Genomic DNA, 17,234 nt, shown 5'->3' with positions numbered 1-17,234 from the left:
CCTTGGCCGCGACTTAGCCTTCGCCCGAAAGGTCCCGCCGCGCCTTGTCGAGTTCCTCGGCATAGCGGCGCATGAGATGGCCTTCCGTCAAAAGACCGACCACGGTCCGGTCGGTGAAGTCCGCCACGACGGCAAGCTCCTCGGCGCCGGCGCGCTGGAAGGTTTCAGCGGCGGACTGCACGTTCATGGTCGGCACCAGCACGGCATCCTTGTACTTCGCCAGCGTCAGCACCGTGCTTTCGGGGTTGGATGTGTCGCTGTAAATCTCCGAGACGATCAGGACGCCGGCATAGCGCCCCTCGCCGTCCAGCGCGACGAGCCGCTGCGCCGATCCAAGGGGTACTGTCTTGCGGAATTCGGCCAGCGTCGTCGACGCCCCGATGGTGCGGACATCCTTGCGCATCATCAGGCCGACATTCAGGCTGCGCATCCAGCCGACATCGTGCGCACTGCGGATCGTCTCGCCGCGCAGATGGAAGCGCCAGGTGGAGAAGGAATAGCCGAAGGTTTCCCGCACCAGAATGGCCGACATGATCGACGCCGCCAGCACCACGCCGCTCAGCGTCAGGTCGCCGGTGGATTCCAGCGCCAGGAAAGTCAGCGTCAGCGGTCCGCCGACGACGCCCACCGCCAGCGAGGTCATGCCGACGACGGCGGCAACGCCAGCGTCGATCCCGGTGGCCGGCGACACGAACGCCATAATGCCGGCGAACAGTTTGCCAAGCAGGGCGCCAAGAAACAGCGAGGCGAAAAACAACCCCCCGCGAAAGCCGGAGCCGAGCGAGATGGCCGAAGCCGCCAGCTTGAGCAGGAAGACAGTCGCCACGACGCCGAGACCGTAATTCATGGCGAATTCGCGGTGCAGCGCGCCGTGGCCGCTGGCCAGAACCTGCGGTGTCACCAGGCCCAGCAACCCGACCAGGCATCCGCCGAGGAAAGGGCGCACGGATGCGTCGATGGTCAGCCGCGCGAAGCCGCGCTCGACCAGCGACACCAGTTGCATGATCGCGATGGACGCGCCGCCGCCGATCAGGCCGAGCAGCAGGAATGGCAGATACTGGCTTGCTGTCAGCGCCGGCAGACCCTCAAGTTCCAGCGGAAAGGGCACGCCGCCGAAAATCTCGGCCGTCAGCGCGGCGCAGATGGCCGCCGTCATCACCGGCGCCACATTGGCCACCGAATAGATGCCGATGACGAGTTCGAACCCATAGAACGCCCCGGTCAACGGCGCGTCGAAGGCGGCGGCGATGGCGCCGGCCGCGCCGCAGCCGACAAGGATGCGGACATCGTTGCGGCGCAGGCGCAGAAACCGCGCCAGCCGCGAGGCCAGCCCCGAACCGACCTGCGTGTATCCTGCCTCCAGGCCGACGGACGCGCCAAAGCCGCTGGAAAGCATGGTCTGCGCTGCAATGATGAACGTATCGGTCAGCGACATGCGTCCGCCATAGAGCGCGTTGGCCTCGATCGGATCGACGGGCGTGCGGAACTTGTGTTTGCGCAGCCAGATGATGCTCAAGCCCAAAAGGATGCCACCGATTGCCGGCAACGCCGCCTGCGAGGGATGCTGCAGCGAGAACATGCCCGACAGCCTGCCGCCCGGCTGGACGTCGAAGAGAAGTCCATGCAACCCCTGCACGGCGGCGCTCATCGCGGTGACCAGGATGCCGGCGATCACGCCCACCAGTCCTGCCAGGAGCACGACGGCGATGCCGCGCGCCTCGAGAATGGGAATGGAACGGATCAGCAGCGCCCGCAGGCGGCGAGCGTGGACGGGCAGTTTTTCAGCAGAAAGCAACGGGCGGCTCGCAGGGATCGACAGTCGGAAAGGCAAGTCTGCCTCGGTCGCAATGTTCTGATACGCCCGGCATTTGTCGATGGCAACCGCTGAAATCCGCCATCCAGCCGATGCCGCATTGACCGCGGACGTGCCACCTTCGCGCAAGCTTGGTCCGCTAGGTTTGCGTCTCGGGTCGCCGTTCGCGGCCGGCTGGCGTTTGGAGACGAAATGGCCATCAGCGAAAGCATCGCGGCGACGCCGCTGCCGCGCAACAGCCGCGATATCTTCTTCGCGCTCGGCATCGTCGTCATCCTGGCCGTGCTGTTCCTGCCGATCCCGGCTTTCCTGATCGACGTCGGCCTCGCCTTCTCCATCGCACTGTCCGTGCTGATCCTGATGGTGGCCTTGTGGATCCAGCGGCCGCTCGATTTCTCGTCCTTCCCGACTGTGCTGCTCATCGCGACCATGCTGCGGCTGTCGCTCAACATCGCCACCACCCGCATGATCCTGTCGCATGGCAATGAGGGAACCCACGCTGCCGGCTACGTCATTTCGGGCTTTTCCAAGCTCGTCATGTCGAGCGACTTCGTCATCGGCCTGATCGTCTTCCTCATCCTTGTCGTGGTGAACTTCATCGTCATCACCAAGGGCGCGACGCGCATCGCCGAAGTCGGCGCCCGCTTTACGCTCGATGCCATCCCCGGCAAGCAGATGTCGATCGACGCCGATCTGTCAGCCGGCATGATCGACGACAAGACCGCGCAGCTTCGCCGCCGCGAACTGGAGGAGGAATCCTCCTTCTTCGGCTCCATGGACGGCGCCTCGAAATTCGTCCGTGGCGACGCCATCGCCGGCCTGATCATCACCGCCATCAACATCGTCGGCGGCATCGCCATCGGCTATCTGCGCCATGATATGAGCATGGGCCAGGCGGCCGACGTGTTCATCAAGCTGTCGGTCGGCGATGGCCTGGTCACGCAGATACCGGCGCTGATCGTCTCGCTCGCCGCCGGCCTGCTGGTTTCGAAGGGCGGCACGCGCGGCTCGGCGGACCAGGCAGTGTTCGGACAGCTCGGCGCTTATCCCCGCGCATTGTATGTCGCCGCGGCGCTGCTGACGCTGCTGTCGCTGATGCCCGGCCTGCCGATGTTCCCGTTCATCACGCTTGCCGCGGCGATGGCGGCGTTGGGTTACATCATCCCGATGCGCCACAACCGGCGCGTGGCTGAAGCCGAAGAAACAAAGAAACAGGAAGCCGCGACCAAGGTCGAGGAAGAGAAAAACTCCGTCAAGTCGTCACTCGCCACCGCGGAGGTCGAATTGCTGGTCGGCAAGCAGCTTTCCACCAAGCTGCTCACCTCGCATCAGGAACTCGCCTTCCGCATGGGCAAGATGCGCAAGAAGTTCGCCACGCAATATGGCTTCGTCGTGCCGGAGGTGCGCCTCACCGACGATTTCGCCATTCCGCCCAAGAGCTACCAGATCAAGATCCACGGCACAGTAGTGGCCGAGCACCAGATGCGCGTCGGCGAATTGATGGTTCTGCTCGGGACGCGCGAGGTTCCGGAAATTCCCGGCGAGGAGGTTCGCGAGCCGGCCTTCGGAATGCGCGCCTATTCGGTTCTCGAAGCCTTCACCGAGGATTTGAAACGCGAACAGTTTACTTTTGCCGACAATATGTCGGTTCTGCTGACCCATCTGTCGGAGGTGATCCGCAACAACCTGCCGCAGCTTCTGTCCTACAAGGACATGAAGGCGCTGCTCGAACGGCAGGACCCCGAATACCGCAAGCTGGCGGACGAGATCTGCTCGCAGCACATTTCCTACCCTGGCCTGCAGGCGGTGCTGAAACTGCTGCTGGCCGAGCGCGTCTCGATCCGCAATCTGCATCTCATCATCGAAGCCATCGCCGAGATCGCACCGCATGTGCGCCGCACCGAGCAGATCGTCGAGCATGTGCGCGTGCGCATGGCTCAGCAGATTTGCGGCGACCTGACCGAAGCCGGCGTGCTGAAGGTGCTGCGTCTCGGCAACCGGTGGGACCTCGCCTTCCATCAAAGCCTCAAGCGCGACTCCAAGGGCGAAATCCGCGAGTTCGACATCGACCCGCGCCAACTCGAGGAATTTGGCCAGGACGCCACCAAGGCGATCCGCAAGCACCTTGAGGCCGGCGAACGTTTTGTCCTCGTCACCGCACCGGATGCGCGGCCCTATGTGCGCATGATCATCGAACGCCTGTTCGCCACCCTGCCGGTGCTGAGCCATGTGGAGATCGCCAAGGGCGTCGAGATTAGGGTGCTGGGCACCATCTCGTGATGATATGATCCCCCTTTCGGCCCTCTCCCAGAGCGTTATCCTTGCGGCGTTTCTCGCCTTCTGCCGCATCGGCGCCTGCTTCATGATCATGCCGGGCCTGTCCAGCGTGCGCGTGCCCCTGCAGGTGCGGCTGTTCCTGGCGATTGCAATAACCGTTGGCCTGCTGACCTTCCTGTGGGACCGCATCTACCCCTTTGTCAGCCCCCAGCCGCAGATCCTTGTTCCGATGATCCTGTCCGAACTTCTCGTCGGCGGGCTGATCGGCGCCATGACCCGGCTCTACATGGAAGCGCTGCGCTTCATGGGTTCGGCCATCGCCATGCTGATCGGCTACGGCGGCGCCGGCGGTCCCGCCATCGAGGAGCCGGATCCGCAAGCGGCGCTCGCCGCCATCATCTCGTTCTCGGCGCTGCTTCTGCTGTTTGTCTTCGACTTCCACCACGAGATCATCCGGGCGCTGGTGTCGTCCTACGCGGTCGCGCCCGTGAATGTCTTTTTCAATCCCCAGGCGGCTTTGGTCGATATCTCCGACACCGTGTCGGAAACCTTCTTCCTCGTCATCAGGCTCGGCAGCCCGTTCATCGCCTATGCCATCCTGGTCAACCTGACGATCGGCTTCGTCAACAAGCTGACGCCGCAAATCCCGGTCTATTTCATCTCCCTTCCCTTCGTCATCGCCGGCGGCCTGATCATCTTCTACTTCGCCATCGGCACGCTGCTCTCGCTTTTCGTCGACGGCTATGTCGACCTGACCTTGGCGCGATAGACGATGACCGAACGCAAGGACCGCCTCAAGAAACTGGTGAAAGTGCAGGAGCAGCTGAAAGCCCTGCACGAAACGCGGCGCGCCGGCTTCCTCGCGGCTGCCTCGGCGGCCGGGCAGGAAACCGCCGAACTGATGCAGCGCTTCGACGCCGAAGGCTCGCTGTCGAGCCTGTTTCCGGAACTTTACCATCGCCGGATTGCCGAGGCCGCCGACCGGCAGACCCAAAACCTCGAAAGCGCGCAACAGGAAGCCGGCCTGCTGGCTTCCGCGACGGCGCGCACCAACATGGTCGAGCGCGCTTACCGCAGCGCCCGCCGCGACGACGAGCGGCAGAAATCCGACCGCGACCGGCTGGAACTCATCGAGCAGAAGCGTCATCGCGACTGACTGCCCCAAAGCCGAGCCCGTAAGCCTGCCACAAGCTTGTTGCGGCATGATCCTTTCTAACGAAATGGCAGAAGGCCGTCCTTCTTGGCGATCTCACCACCCAGCGACATCGTACTCGATGTAGCCCGCGCCGCGGAGCCGCAGGACGTCGAGGCGGCGCGCGCCGCATTGCTGAAACGCGCCGGTGGAACCCCCGCCACTTTCTCGATTGGCGAGACCGGCCTGTCGCGGCAGTCCGAAGCGCCGGCGGCCGACAACAAGTTCAAGCGCTTCGAGGCGATGGTCCTGCAGACCTTCATCCAGAACATGCTGCCCAAGGACGCCGAAGGCGTCTATGGCAAGGGCTTGGCCGGCGACATGTGGAAATCGCAGCTTGCCGAGCGGCTGGCCGATGTCATGGCCGAGCGCGGCGGCATCGGCATCGCCAAATCCATGCTCGCCGACCACTACATGGACGGCAAGCGCAAGGTGCCCGTCGGGCCCGTTTCGGGCGGACCGGGGAAGACAGAACTCGACGAGCAGAGCAGCCTGTCGGAATCGCTGGTTCAGCAGATTCAGCTCAGGATCGCGCGCGCACTGGGCGAGGAACGGGCAGTCACCGCAACGAAAACGGAAAGTCCGGCATGAGCGAGTACTCGGAATTCACGGCGAACCTGCCCGCCCGCACTGCGGTGGAGGCATCGCCCTCCGCGGTCAGGCCCGGCAATCTGGCAGCCATCATGGGACGCATCGAGGAGGCCGTCGAAGACGAAACGGCCGGCATCCGGACCACCACCGGCTTCGACCTCAAGGCCTCGAATGCACGCAAGAGCCGCTACCTCTACGAACTCAACCGCGCCATGAAGGGCGTGAACCAGGCCGACTTCCTGCAAGAGCACCGCGAGGGATTGCTGCGCCTGCGCCACAAGCTGGCGCGCAACGAGGCCGCGATCCTGGCCCACCTGAACGCCGTCAGCGAAGTCGCCAATCTGATGCGGGACGCCATCCAGAACGCCGAGACCGACGGCACCTATTCCGCCGGCGAATTCGGGCGGGCGGGCGCTTGATCAAGTTCATCGTCGCCGCGCTGTGGATCTGCGCCGCCACCGTCGGCGCCGTGTTCTATTCGTTCCAGGCCACTGGCGCCCGGAATGAGGAAGTCGCTACCAAGCCGCTTTTGGGCGGGCTCGACTACGTCAACACCGGCACCCTTTCCATACCGCTGATGCGCAATTCCAAGATCGAAGGCTATTTCATCGCCAAGCTCGTTTATACGGTCGAGCCGGCGCAGATGGCCAAGCTGTCGGTTCCCGCCAACGCGCTTTTCACCGACGAGATTTATTCCTACCTCTATTCCAACCCGCAGATCGATTTCACCCGGCAGGACACGATCGATGTCGAGGCACTACGCACCAAGCTGCGCGAGGCCGTCAACAAGCGCGTCGGCGTCGATCTCGTCAGCGAGGTGCTGATCGATCAGCTCGATTTCCTTTCCAAGGACGAAATCCGCGACAATGCCCTGCGGCGGCGCAGCGGCCCTTCGACCGCATCCGAAATGACCAAGGCTTTCGCCACCCCCGCTAGCGGGCATTGAAGCAGTCCGCCGCGGCAGCCGCCGATGACGACCGGCATGGCCTTGAAATCCGGAAGCCGGACAGCCAAGTCCGAATCCAGGATCGGCAGGTTTTCAGCCAAATCACGTTGACGTAAACGTCAACCACTGTATATGGCTGTTGAGACGCAGGATCGCGCAGTGCATGGATGCACCGGGCAAAAGCCGCGCGGAATTCCGGCTGACAGCAAACGGACGAGGAGATCGACATGGGTGTTCAGGAAATAGCCGACAAACTCAAGCCGCAGGTCGCAAGCGCCGGCTTCGACCGCTCGGTCAAGTTCGATACCGGCTCGGACGGCGTCATCGTCATCGACGGCGCCACCATCTCCACCGCGGACGCGCCGACCGACTGCACCATCAAGCTTTCGCTCGACGATCTTGAATCGCTGATCGCCGGCGACCTCAACCCGACCATGGCCTTCATGACCGGCAAGATAAAGGTCGAGGGCGACATGACGGTCGCCATGCAGCTTTCGTCGCTGATCGGCTGACGCCAGCGACAGCAGACAAAGAAAAAGCGCCGTCCCGAGACGGCGCTTTTTATTGTCCGGCCTGGCTCAGCCTGACTCAGGCGGCCAGAGAAAGCCGTTCGGCCTTTGCCTTGCGGCCCGTGGGCCGCAGCGTGCCATGCTCGCCGTCCAGCGCACCATCGACCAGTTCCAGGGCCAGGAAGCGATGGCGCTCGTAAGGACCGGGCATCGAAAGCTGTCCGGTCTTGTCGGCCGAGAAGCCGAACCGCGCATAGTAAGGCGCATCGCCGACCAGCAGGATGGCGCGATGGCCGAGGCGCGCGGCCTCCTGGATCGCATGCCGCATCAGCGCCGAACCGAGGCCGGCGTTTTTCAACGACGGATCGACAGCCAGCGGACCGAGCAGCAACGCCTCGGAACCGCCTTCGCCCAGCGAGACGTTCCACAGGCGAACCGTTCCAACCAACAAACCAGTCTCCTCCTTCACAGCGAAGGCGAGCCCCTCGGCGGGCCGGCGGCCGCGCCGCAGCTTTTCCGACGACTTGCGCTTGCGCCCAGGCCCCATGGCGCGGTCGAGCAGCGCTTCGCGCGCCGGCACGTCGCCGGCGGTTTCAGCAGTGATAAGCAAGGCCGGGGAGACTTCCGGCAGGGTGTATGCAAGTTCCATATCCGCGATCCTTCACGAGCGGAGAAAGTCCACAAGCGAACCGTCGCCGGCATGACGCCGGCGCACGGGGTGATCCGACGCTCTTTCGAGCGTCAGATCACGTAGGATCGGAGCGGCTCGAAGCCGTTGAACGCCACCGCCGAGTAGGTGGTGGTGTAGGCTCCGGTGCCCTCGATCAGCACCTCGTCGCCGATGGTCAGCGACAGCGGCAGCGGATACGGCGTCTTTTCATACATGACGTCGGCCGAATCGCAGGTCGGGCCGGCGAGCACGCACGGGGTCTTCTCGTCGGCGTCACGGGCAGTGACGATCGGATAGCGGATCGCCTCGTCCATCGTCTCGGCCAGACCGCCGAACTTGCCGATGTCGAGATAGACCCAGCGCACATTGTCGTTGTCGGCCTTCTTCGAGATCAGCACGACTTCCGACTTGATGACGCCGGCATTGCCGACCATGCCGCGGCCCGGCTCGATGATGGTCTCCGGGATGCGGTTGCCGAAATGCTTGCGCAGCGCCGAGAAGATCGCCTGGCCATAGGCCTGGGCCGCGGGCACGTCGCGCAGGTAGCGCGTCGGGAAGCCGCCGCCCATATTGACCATCTTCAAGACAATGCCTTCCTCGGCCAGCGTCGCGAACACCTGCTTGGCGTCGCCGAGCGCGCGGTCCCAGGCCGACAGGTCGCACTGCTGCGAGCCGACATGGAACGACACGCCATGCGCGTCGAGGCCGAGCTTCCGCGCATGGCGCAGCACGTCGACCGCCATCGCCGGCACGCAGCCGAACTTGCGCGACAGCGGCCACTCGGCGCCTTCGCCATCGGTCAGCACGCGGCAGAACACCTGGCTGCCGGGCGCCGCGCGGGCGACCTTCTCGACCTCCTCGACGCAATCGACGGCGAACAGGCGGATGCCGAGTTCGTAGGCGCGGGCGATGTCGCGCTCCTTCTTGATCGTGTTGCCGAACGAGATGCGGCTGGCCGGCGCGCCGGCATCCATCGCCATCTCGGCTTCAGCAACCGACGCGGTGTCGAAGGACGAGCCCATCGCAGCCAGCAGGCGCAGGATTTCCGGCGCCGGGTTGGCCTTCACCGCGTAATAGATCTTGGAGTCCGGCAACGCCTTTTCGAAGGCGACGAAATTGTCGCGCACGACATCGAGATCGACGACGAGGCAGGGGCCGGACGGACGTCGGGTGGAGAGGAAATCGAGGATGCGCTGAGTGGCCATGCTATTCTCCCAATGCGCCTTGCGGCGCGCACTAAGGCTGCGATCCACGGGCGCTCGGCCTCGCTTCTCGCGAATGGACAAAGGCGGTACGACCCCTCATGGAACCAGCCGGTGGAGACCCCGGAACCATGAAATGCCGTCTCGCGGCGATGAGCTGAAGCCTTGCCCGGCTCCTGCTCGCTTTGTCTGCCTTGGCTTGGATGGGAGTTCCCAACCGCACTGCCGGCAATGATGGTGTGCCTCTTCAGTAACCCCGGTCTTTGGACGAACCGGAAGAGAACCAGAAAGGCCCGCACCGTCGTTGCTTCAAGGTGTCCTCGATTTCGCGGTTGGCCGTGAAACCGACTGGAGGGGTTAGCTCCAGTTACCTTACCGATTTCCTCGCCATTCGAGGGATCGGCGGACACCCACAGGCACGTGCGACTTTGGGCAAGCGCGATATAGGGACATGCGCCTTCACAATCAATTAAAATCTCGTCCCGCGGGAAAATTTTTAGGACTGCGAACAATGGCGAACCTATTGTATTCATCGAGTGAACGACGTTCGCGACGAGGAACCGATCCCCATGGACACGCTCACACGCATGCGCGCCTTCATCGACGTGGTCGAGGCGGAGGGATTTTCCGCCGCTGCGCGCAAGATCGGCCGCTCCAAGGCGCTGTTATCCAAATATGTGCGCGAGCTCGAGGACGAGCTGGGCGCCCTGCTGCTCAACCGCACAACCCGGCAGTTCTCGCTGACCGAAGCCGGCCACACCTACTATCGCCGCGCCTCCGAGATCGTCCGCGAAGTCGACAATCTGGCCGACGCGGTGCGCGAATCATCCGGCGACGTGCGCGGCCGCATCAAACTCTCCGCGCCGCGCACCTTCGGCGATGCGCCGATCGGCCAATCGCTGATCGACTTCGCCAAACAGCACCCCGAGATCGTTCTGGAGATCCATCTCGACGACCGCTTCGTCGATCTGGTCGAAGAAGGCTTCGACCTTGCCGTGCGCATCTCGCGGCTGGAGAACTCCTCGCTGATCGCGCGCAAGCTGGCGCCTTTCTCCGTAAAAGTCTGCGGTTCGCCCGAATTGATTGCCCGGCACGGAATGCCGGTCCGGCCGCAGGACCTGGCGCGCGCACCCTGCATCATCGACACCAACGGCCGCTGGCTGTCGAACTGGCCGTTCCGGGGCGACGAGAACGACACGATCAGCGTCTCGGTTTCCGGTCCGATCGAGGTCAACAGCCCGATGGCCGCGCGCGCCGCCGCCGTCGCCGGGCTGGGATTTTGCCTGCTGCCCGATTTCATCGCAGCACCCGAGATCGCCAGCGGAAGGCTGCTGCCCGTGCTGGACGACCGCATCCTGTCCGGCGGCGGCATCTTCGCCGTCTATCCGCACCGCCGCTACCTGCCGGCCAAGGTGCGGGTGTTCGTCGATTTCCTGGTGCAATGGTTCAAGAACACGTGAACGGCCTGTGCTTGCCGGCAATCATGCCTGTGGCGGTCCCAATTTCGCCCGCTTTCTGGTAGTTTTCGGCCATGCCCGAATTCGATGGAATCCGCGACCGACGATGAGCTTGAGAAAATCGATCTGCACGTCGTCACTGGCCTTGGCTGGGCTCCTCGCCACGGCCCTGCCGGCTGAGGTACATCCGCACGTCTTTGCCGAGGCGCGGCTCGACGTCGTTCTCAATCCGGACCACCAGAGCGTCAAGGCGCTGCGGCATCTGTGGCGATTCGACGATCTGTTCTCCAGCACGGTGATGATGGAATTCGACAAGAATTCCGACCTGAAGCTGGATGACGCCGAACTCAAGGAAGTCGGCGACACCATCTTCGCCTCGCTGGCCGAATACGATTATTTCCAGCTCGTCACGGTGGATGGCAAGGACGTCAAGATGAAGGCACCGACCTCCATCATGGCGAACTTCGACAACAACCAGCTCATCGTCCTGTTCGAATCCGAACCGGAAACGCCGATCAAGCTGGCCGGCAAGGTCGATTTCGGCGTCTACGATCCAAGCTTCTACACCTCCATCGACTTCACCGAGGACGCCAACATGGCGGTCGACGGACTGCCGGCGACCTGCACCAGGACCGTTATCCGCCCGGACCCGGACCAGGCCATCTCGCAGAACCAGAAGACGCTGACGGAAGCGTTCTTCAACGATCCGACGGGCACCGACATGAGCAAGATCTTCGCCACCAAGCTCGAACTGAACTGCCAGGCATCATGAAGGAAGGCACCGGCATGAAGACGCTATCGCGTATGGCCTTCGTTCTCCTGCTGGCCGGCTTTGCCGCACCGCACTTCGCCGGGATCGCCCATGCGCAAAGTTCGCTCGGCATCGGCACCAACGACGCCATCGTTCCGTCCACGGGGCTGTTTTCGCACTGGATGATCTGGATCAACCAGCACCAGCAGGCGTTCTACCGTTCACTGGCCACCGCCATGAAGGCGATGCGCGAGGACGGCAGCAAGCTATGGCTGCTGATCGGCCTGTCGTTCGCCTACGGCATCTTTCATGCTGCCGGGCCCGGCCACGGCAAGGCGGTGATCTCGTCCTACATGGTTGCCAACGAAGTGGCGCTGCGTCGCGGCATTCTTTTGTCTTTCGTGTCGGCCTTCCTGCAGGCCTTCACCGCCATCGCGGTGATGACGCTGGCCTATTTCGTCCTGCGCGGCACGGCGATCTCGATGACGGATGCGGCCTGGTTCCTGGAAATCACCAGCTATGTCTTCGTCACCGCCTTCGGCGCCTGGCTTTTGTGGAAAAAGGCCGGCCCGTCGATCCTGCGCCTGTTCGGCGCCGGCCCCGCCTACAGCCTGTCCGCCGCGCAGACCCATGCCGGTCATTCACACGGGCATCATTCACACGACCACCATGCGCACGATCTTTCCGGCCACGCACATGCCCATTTGCATGAGGCGCATTCCCATCATGCCGACGAGCATAACCATCGCGAGCACGCACACCACGGCGCGGCTCACCACCATCATATGCACGCCGTCGGCGAGGTCTGTGAAACCTGCGGCCATTCGCATGCGCCGGACCCTGCGCTGCTCTCCGGCGAACGCTTTGACTGGCGCACGGCCTGGTCGGCGGTTGTAGCCGTCGGCATCCGTCCCTGCTCGGGCGCGCTGATCGTGCTGTCGTTCGCCTTTCTCAACGGCCTGTGGGTTGGCGGCGTCCTGTCGGTGCTCGCCATGGCGGTCGGCACCGCAATCACCGTTTCGGCGCTGGCGACCATCGCGGTGACGGCCAAGAACTGGGCCGTGACGATGGCCGGCGACGGTCGCCTCGGCAACCGCATCCACTCCGCCGTCGAGATCGGCGGCGCCGCCTTCGTATTCCTGTTCGGGGTACTTCTGCTGTCCGCCAGTCTGAGCGCTTAGCGTCTATTCAGTCCGCCTTGTCGCGCCGGCTGCGGCCGCGCAGCCAGAACAGCAGGAAGAACGCCAGCACAAAGGCGACCGCGACGACGCCGGCCAGAACGGTCGAAACCTTGCCCAGCGCCAGCATGAGGGTCGGCATGAAGTAGGCCCCTACCCCGAAGACCAGGATGATGCACAGCGCGGCAATGGCGGCGTTCTTGCTGTCGCGGTCCAATACATTGCTCCGATCGAGAATAAGACTGTCCGGCAACGCGCCCGGATCTCAGCGCTCAATGATAGTGGCGGGGATCGGTCGGCGCACCATGCGCGTGATCCGCTTCGTCGTGCCCATGCTCATGGTCATGGTCATGGTCATGTTGGTGGTCATGTCCTTTGGCATCGGCGCAATGGCCGTATTCCGGTTCCACCGTCGCGTGGGTGATGCCGTGATCGGCTGCCAGCCGCGCCTTGATGGCGCTGACCGCGCCATGCGCATCGACGCCCTCGTCCAGACACGCATGCAAGGTCGCCATGTTCTTCGTGCCGTCGAGGCTCCAGACATGCACGTGATGCACCTCGCGCACCCCCGGAACCGAATTTTCGATGTCCCTGGCGATGCCGTCGCGGTCGAGGCTGGCAGGCACGCCTTCCAGCAGCAGGTGGGCAGCATCGCGCATGAGCCCCCACGCCGTCGAAAGCACCAGCACGGCAACCAGCACGGAGAGGATAGGATCGATCGGCGTCCAGCCGGTATAAAGGATGACCAAAGCGGCAACGATCGCCGCCGCTGAGCCCAGCATGTCCCCCAGCACGTGCACGATCGCTCCACGCATGTTCAGGCTGCTGCGATCGCCGCCATGCAACACCAGAAACCCGGCGATGTTCACGATCAGCCCGATGACGGCCACGACGAGCATCGGTCCGCCGAGCACTTGCGGCGGATCCTGGAACCGCCGCCAGGCCTCATAGACGATCCACAGCGCAATGACGAAGATCGCGATGCCGTTGGTGTAGGCGACGAGGGTTTTTACCCGGCCGAAGCCGTAGGTCATGCGGGCTGTTGCCGGCCGCTCGGCGAGATGGAAGGCATACCAGGCCAAAACCAGCGCGATCGAATCCGTCAGCATGTGCCCGGCATCGGCCAGCAGCGCCAGCGAGCCGGTCAGCACCCCGCCCAGCGCCTCGACGACCATGAAGCCCCCGGTAAGCACCGCCGCGATCAGAACCCGGGTCTTGTTGGTGTCCTTGTAGGCGTCGACGCCGTGCGAATGCCCGCTGTGGCCGGCGCCATGATCGTGCGTCATTGCGAACCCATGTGACGAAATAACCTTACGCGCCAATCACTTACGGAAATCTTCGAGGCGCCGTTTCTGGTTGCCATCCCTATCAAAGTTGTCCGCGTCGAGCCAGCCCTGATAAGTTTTTTTGAGCGCCGGCCATTCCTTGTCGATGATCGAGTACCAGGCCGTGTCGCGGTTCTCGCCCTTGACCACGATGTGCTGGCGGAAAATCCCCTCGAAGGTGAAGCCGAAGCGTTCCGCCGCGCGCTTGGACGGCTCGTTGCGGTTGTTGCATTTCCATTCGTAGCGCCGGTAGCCCAGTTCATCGAAGATATATTGAGCGAACAGGAACTGCGCCTCTGTCGCCGCGGGACGGCGGGAAACCAGCGGCCCCCAGTAGATATTGCCGATCTCGATGACACCATTGGCCGGATCGTGCCGCATCAGCGTCTGGCGGCCAGCGACCTTGCCGCTCGCCTTGTCGATGACGGCGAAGAAGAGAGGGTCCGCGCTTGCCTCGGCCTTTTCCAGCCATTGCTGGAACGCGGCGCGCGATTGCGGCGCTTCCTCGAACAGCCAGCGGAAACGGCCAGCCGCATCCGAAATGCTCGACGCCTCGAACAGATCGTCGCCGTGTCTGGCGGCATCCAGCGGCTCCAGCCGTACATACCGGCCATCGAGGACCTTGCGTTGCGGCAGCGGCCGCTTCTGCCAGTTCTTGAGATCGTCGCTCACACCGGTTCCCTTTGGATTGACACCTGCCGCGCACCCTTCCAAAAACGCCCTGCCCTCATTAGCACCAATCTGGACCAAGAGAATGCTCCACACCATTTCCGCTTTCGACCGCCTGGGCGAGGAAAACGCCTTCGCCGTGCTGGCGCGGGCCACCGCCCTCGCCCATCAGGGCCGCGATATTGTCAATCTCGGCATCGGCCAGCCGGATTTCCGCACGCCCGAGCACATCGTCGAGGCCGCCATCAAGGCGTTGCGCGACGGCCATCATGGCTACACGCCGGCAAACGGCCTGCTGGCGACGCGCGAGGCGGTGGCGCGGCGCACGCTTGCCACCACCGGCGTCGAGGTTTCGCCTGAAACGGTGATGATCTTGCCGGGCGGCAAGCCGACGATGTTCGCCGCTATCCTGATGTTCGGCGAGCCGGGAACGGAAATCCTCTATCCGGATCCCGGCTTCCCGATCTATCGCTCGATGATCGAATTCACTGGCGCAACGCCGGTGCCGGTGCCGATCCGCGAAGCCAACGGCTTTGCCTTCTCGGCCGAGGAGACGCTATCGCTGATCACGCCCAAAACGCGGCTGCTGATCCTCAACTCACCTGCCAACCCGACCGGCGGCGTCACGCCGAAAGCTGAAATAGAGAAACTGGTGAAGGGCGTCGAGGCCCATCCCCACGTCGCCATCCTGTCCGACGAGATCTACGACGTCATGACCTATGACGGCGAGACGGCGACGTCGCTGCTCACCTTCCCGGAGATCAGGGATCGGCTGATCGTGCTCAACGGCTGGTCGAAGACCTGGGCGATGACCGGTTGGCGCATGGGCTGGTCGATCTGGCCGAACGGCGAGAAAGGCGCGCATCTGTACGACAAGGTGCGCAAGCTGGCCGTCAATTGCTGGTCCTGCGTCAACGCGCCCAGCCAGTATGCGGGCATTGCCGCGATCGATGGTCCGCAGGACGAGGTCGAGCACATGCTCAAGGCCTTCGACCGGCGCCGCAAGCTTGTCGTCGAAGGGCTGAATGCCTTGCCGCAGGTCAGTTGCATAACGCCGAAGGGCGCTTTCTATGCCTTTCCAAACATCGAGAAGACCGGCTGGAAAGCGAAGAAGCTGGCATCGGCCCTGCTGGAGGATGCTGGTGTCGCCCTGATCGGCGGACCCGATTTCGGCATTCTCGGCGAGGGATATCTGCGCCTGTCCTATGCCAATTCGGAAGAAAACATCCTGCGTGCGCTGGATCGAATAAAAGAATTCTTGAACAAGAAAAATGCAGCCGAAACGTAAAAAGCCCGCCCCGGAAGGGCGAGCTTTTCGAAATCATCCGACGTATGAGATTTTACATCTTGTCGGTAATGACGATGTTCTGCACGCGAGTCGGCGTGTTGCTGTCGAACTGGATGGTCACCTTCTTGCCGGCGGCAAGGCCTTCCGGAACGGCAACCTGTTCATCGAGCGTGAAAGACTTACCATCGTCGAGGGTAAGAAGATGCGAACTAGAATCGTAGCTCTTGACGGTAGCCGCAAGATCTTCAGCAAATGCAACGCCAGTCATCATGGCGATACCAGCAATAGCGAGCACAAGTTTCTTCATCACGTCCTCCTGAGTTGATGTTATAGAAACGTGGCGTGGTCGAAAAAGTTGCACCGCTTGACTTAAATACGGAAACAAAAAAGGGCGGTCCGCATAGGACCGCCCCTAATATGGAACCGGCTTGGGAGGAGGATAGCCGATCCGACTGATGAAAATGATGCGCTTGCTGGGTTAACCAATGGTTAACGGCGCATCGCGCCATCACCAGCGTGGGTTCGGCGACGTCCCTGCCGGCACCGGCGCCGGCGTCTTGACCGAAGAAACCGTCGCCTCGACGTGATCGACCAGAGCGTCCGGCAGGCCCAGGCGACCCGCCAGCAGATCGAGGTAGCCGCGTTCGGCCCGCGTGTCGGGATCGATGGTCAGGCGCGAGGCGGTGTAGAGTTCGACCTTCTGCGCTTCCGTCTTTGCCGACCCCACGATCTCGTCGAGATCCAGCGGAGCGGCCAGTTCGTTCTTCAGAAACTGCTCGGCCTCGGCGCCGATACCGGAAAGACCGAGCTTGTTGCCGATCTTCTGACGCTCTTCCTCGTCGATATGTCCGTCGGCCTTGGCGGCGGCGATCATCGCCCGCACCAGCGTCAGCGCGAATTCATCCTCGCCCTGCGGCGCCTGGGAAGGATGGAAATCGGTGCCGGCAGGCGGCGGCAGCAGTTCGGGCTCGGCCGACTGGCTCGCTTGCGGAGCGCTGCCCTGCTTGTAATTCTGATAGGCTTTGTAGGCGAGGCCGCCGATTGCTGCCAGCCCACCGAGCTTGAGGGCCGAGCCGGTGACCTGACGGCCGGTGCCCGTTCCCAGAAGCACCGCGGCGATAGCCCCGGCGGCAAGCGGATTATCCTTGGCAAGCTGCGTCGCCTGCTGCGCCTTCTCGCGCACCGTGGATGTGGTCCCCGGTATGTTGGATCCCAGAAGATCGTCGAGCAGCTTCTTGGGGTCGAGCATCAAAACCTCCACAATTGGCCCGGTGCGGGCAGGTTGGACTGCAGGTGAAGTAGGCCCGGCAAAGCGACATTACAATGACGGGCGGCAGTTCCGATGTCGCAGACGGCGACGGGACTG

Annotated in this window: 19 protein-coding genes; 11 read left to right on the top strand and 8 right to left on the bottom strand. The window is 63.2% G+C overall.

Annotation, left to right across the window (positions count from 1 at the left end; genetic code table 11):
* Positions 1–13: 13 nt before the first annotated feature.
* Entirely contained in the window at positions 14–1,795 is a 1,782-nt protein-coding gene (locus tag J2X35_RS16880) for a chloride channel protein (protein WP_056111317.1), read from the bottom strand.
* A gap of 210 nt (positions 1,796–2,005) precedes the next feature.
* Here J2X35_RS16880 and flhA point away from each other — a divergent pair, with 210 nt between their 5' ends.
* The 7 genes from flhA to J2X35_RS16845 all read left to right on the top strand — a co-directional run bounded on the left by flhA (position 2,006) and on the right by J2X35_RS16845 (position 7,331).
* The gene (gene flhA, locus J2X35_RS16875) at positions 2,006–4,093 is read left to right on the top strand and encodes a flagellar biosynthesis protein FlhA (RefSeq protein ID WP_310187968.1); all 2,088 of its coding nucleotides are present in this window, start codon (positions 2,006–2,008) and stop codon (positions 4,091–4,093) included.
* Positions 4,094–4,097: 4 nt separating this feature from the next.
* A complete protein-coding gene (gene fliR, locus J2X35_RS16870; protein ID WP_056111323.1) occupies positions 4,098–4,859 on the top strand; it encodes a flagellar biosynthetic protein FliR in 762 nt (253 codons plus the stop codon).
* A gap of 3 nt (positions 4,860–4,862) precedes the next feature.
* The gene (locus J2X35_RS16865) at positions 4,863–5,246 is read left to right on the top strand and encodes a hypothetical protein (RefSeq protein ID WP_056111325.1); all 384 of its coding nucleotides are present in this window, start codon (positions 4,863–4,865) and stop codon (positions 5,244–5,246) included.
* 84 nt (positions 5,247–5,330) lie between these two features.
* Positions 5,331–5,873 (top strand): rod-binding protein, encoded by a 543-nt coding sequence (locus J2X35_RS16860; protein WP_310187965.1) that lies wholly within the window; start codon positions 5,331–5,333, stop codon positions 5,871–5,873.
* Positions 5,870–6,292, top strand: coding sequence for a hypothetical protein (locus J2X35_RS16855; protein WP_310187962.1), 423 nt, complete (start codon positions 5,870–5,872; stop codon positions 6,290–6,292). Before J2X35_RS16860 ends, J2X35_RS16855 begins: the two co-directional genes overlap by 4 nt.
* Positions 6,289–6,819, top strand: a complete 531-nt coding sequence (locus J2X35_RS16850; RefSeq protein WP_056111334.1) for a hypothetical protein — start codon at positions 6,289–6,291, stop codon at positions 6,817–6,819. The genes J2X35_RS16855 and J2X35_RS16850 overlap by 4 nt, the downstream gene beginning before the upstream one ends.
* A 227-nt stretch (positions 6,820–7,046) precedes the next feature.
* Positions 7,047–7,331, top strand: coding sequence for an SCP2 sterol-binding domain-containing protein (locus J2X35_RS16845; protein WP_056111336.1), 285 nt, complete (start codon positions 7,047–7,049; stop codon positions 7,329–7,331).
* Positions 7,332–7,407: 76 nt separating this feature from the next.
* On the opposite strand, the gene J2X35_RS16840 is transcribed toward J2X35_RS16845, so the two are convergent.
* A complete protein-coding gene (locus tag J2X35_RS16840) occupies positions 7,408–7,977 on the bottom strand; it encodes an N-acetyltransferase (RefSeq protein ID WP_310187959.1) in 570 nt (189 codons plus the stop codon).
* A 92-nt stretch (positions 7,978–8,069) separates the two neighbouring features.
* Positions 8,070–9,203 (bottom strand): ornithine/lysine decarboxylase, encoded by a 1,134-nt coding sequence (gene odc2, locus J2X35_RS16835; RefSeq protein ID WP_056111342.1) that lies wholly within the window; start codon positions 9,201–9,203, stop codon positions 8,070–8,072.
* 566 nt (positions 9,204–9,769) lie between these two features.
* On the opposite strand from odc2, the gene J2X35_RS16830 reads away from it, so the two are divergent.
* The 3 genes from J2X35_RS16830 to J2X35_RS16820 all read left to right on the top strand — a co-directional run bounded on the left by J2X35_RS16830 (position 9,770) and on the right by J2X35_RS16820 (position 12,589).
* Positions 9,770–10,660 (top strand): LysR family transcriptional regulator, encoded by an 891-nt coding sequence (locus tag J2X35_RS16830; protein WP_056115871.1) that lies wholly within the window; start codon positions 9,770–9,772, stop codon positions 10,658–10,660.
* Positions 10,661–10,763: 103 nt separating this feature from the next.
* Positions 10,764–11,429 carry a DUF1007 family protein gene (locus J2X35_RS16825; RefSeq protein WP_056111345.1) on the top strand — a complete coding sequence of 222 codons (666 nt, stop codon included), beginning with the start codon at positions 10,764–10,766 and terminating at the stop codon, positions 11,427–11,429.
* Positions 11,430–11,443: 14 nt separating this feature from the next.
* Positions 11,444–12,589, top strand: a complete 1,146-nt coding sequence (locus tag J2X35_RS16820; RefSeq protein WP_310187955.1) for a nickel/cobalt transporter — start codon at positions 11,444–11,446, stop codon at positions 12,587–12,589.
* A gap of 7 nt (positions 12,590–12,596) precedes the next feature.
* Here the strand turns inward: J2X35_RS16820 and J2X35_RS16815 are convergent, their stop codons facing one another.
* The 3 genes from J2X35_RS16815 to J2X35_RS16805 are packed head-to-tail and all read right to left on the bottom strand — an operon-like array spanning position 12,597 to position 14,583.
* The gene (locus J2X35_RS16815; protein ID WP_310187952.1) at positions 12,597–12,803 is read right to left on the bottom strand and encodes a hypothetical protein; all 207 of its coding nucleotides are present in this window, start codon (positions 12,801–12,803) and stop codon (positions 12,597–12,599) included.
* 55 nt (positions 12,804–12,858) lie between these two features.
* Positions 12,859–13,872, bottom strand: coding sequence for a cation diffusion facilitator family transporter (locus tag J2X35_RS16810; RefSeq protein WP_310187950.1), 1,014 nt, complete (start codon positions 13,870–13,872; stop codon positions 12,859–12,861).
* Between the two features lie 36 nt (positions 13,873–13,908).
* A complete protein-coding gene (locus J2X35_RS16805; RefSeq protein WP_310187947.1) occupies positions 13,909–14,583 on the bottom strand; it encodes a GNAT family protein in 675 nt (224 codons plus the stop codon).
* Between the two features lie 82 nt (positions 14,584–14,665).
* On the opposite strand from J2X35_RS16805, the gene J2X35_RS16800 reads away from it, so the two are divergent.
* Positions 14,666–15,868, top strand: a complete 1,203-nt coding sequence (locus tag J2X35_RS16800; RefSeq protein WP_310187944.1) for a pyridoxal phosphate-dependent aminotransferase — start codon at positions 14,666–14,668, stop codon at positions 15,866–15,868.
* A 52-nt stretch (positions 15,869–15,920) separates the two neighbouring features.
* Here the strand turns inward: J2X35_RS16800 and J2X35_RS16795 are convergent, their stop codons facing one another.
* The gene (locus tag J2X35_RS16795) at positions 15,921–16,175 is read right to left on the bottom strand and encodes a DUF1344 domain-containing protein (RefSeq protein WP_056111363.1); all 255 of its coding nucleotides are present in this window, start codon (positions 16,173–16,175) and stop codon (positions 15,921–15,923) included.
* Between the two features lie 201 nt (positions 16,176–16,376).
* Positions 16,377–17,117: a tellurite resistance TerB family protein gene (locus tag J2X35_RS16790; protein ID WP_310187941.1), complete on the bottom strand. Its 741-nt coding sequence runs from the start codon at positions 17,115–17,117 to the stop codon at positions 16,377–16,379.
* Positions 17,118–17,234: the final 117 nt, after the last annotated feature.

Source organism: Mesorhizobium sp. BE184, from assembly GCF_031457045.1.
In the GTDB taxonomy this organism is placed as follows: domain Bacteria; phylum Pseudomonadota; class Alphaproteobacteria; order Rhizobiales; family Rhizobiaceae; genus Mesorhizobium.
This window is presented reverse-complemented; position numbering and strand designations above follow the sequence as displayed.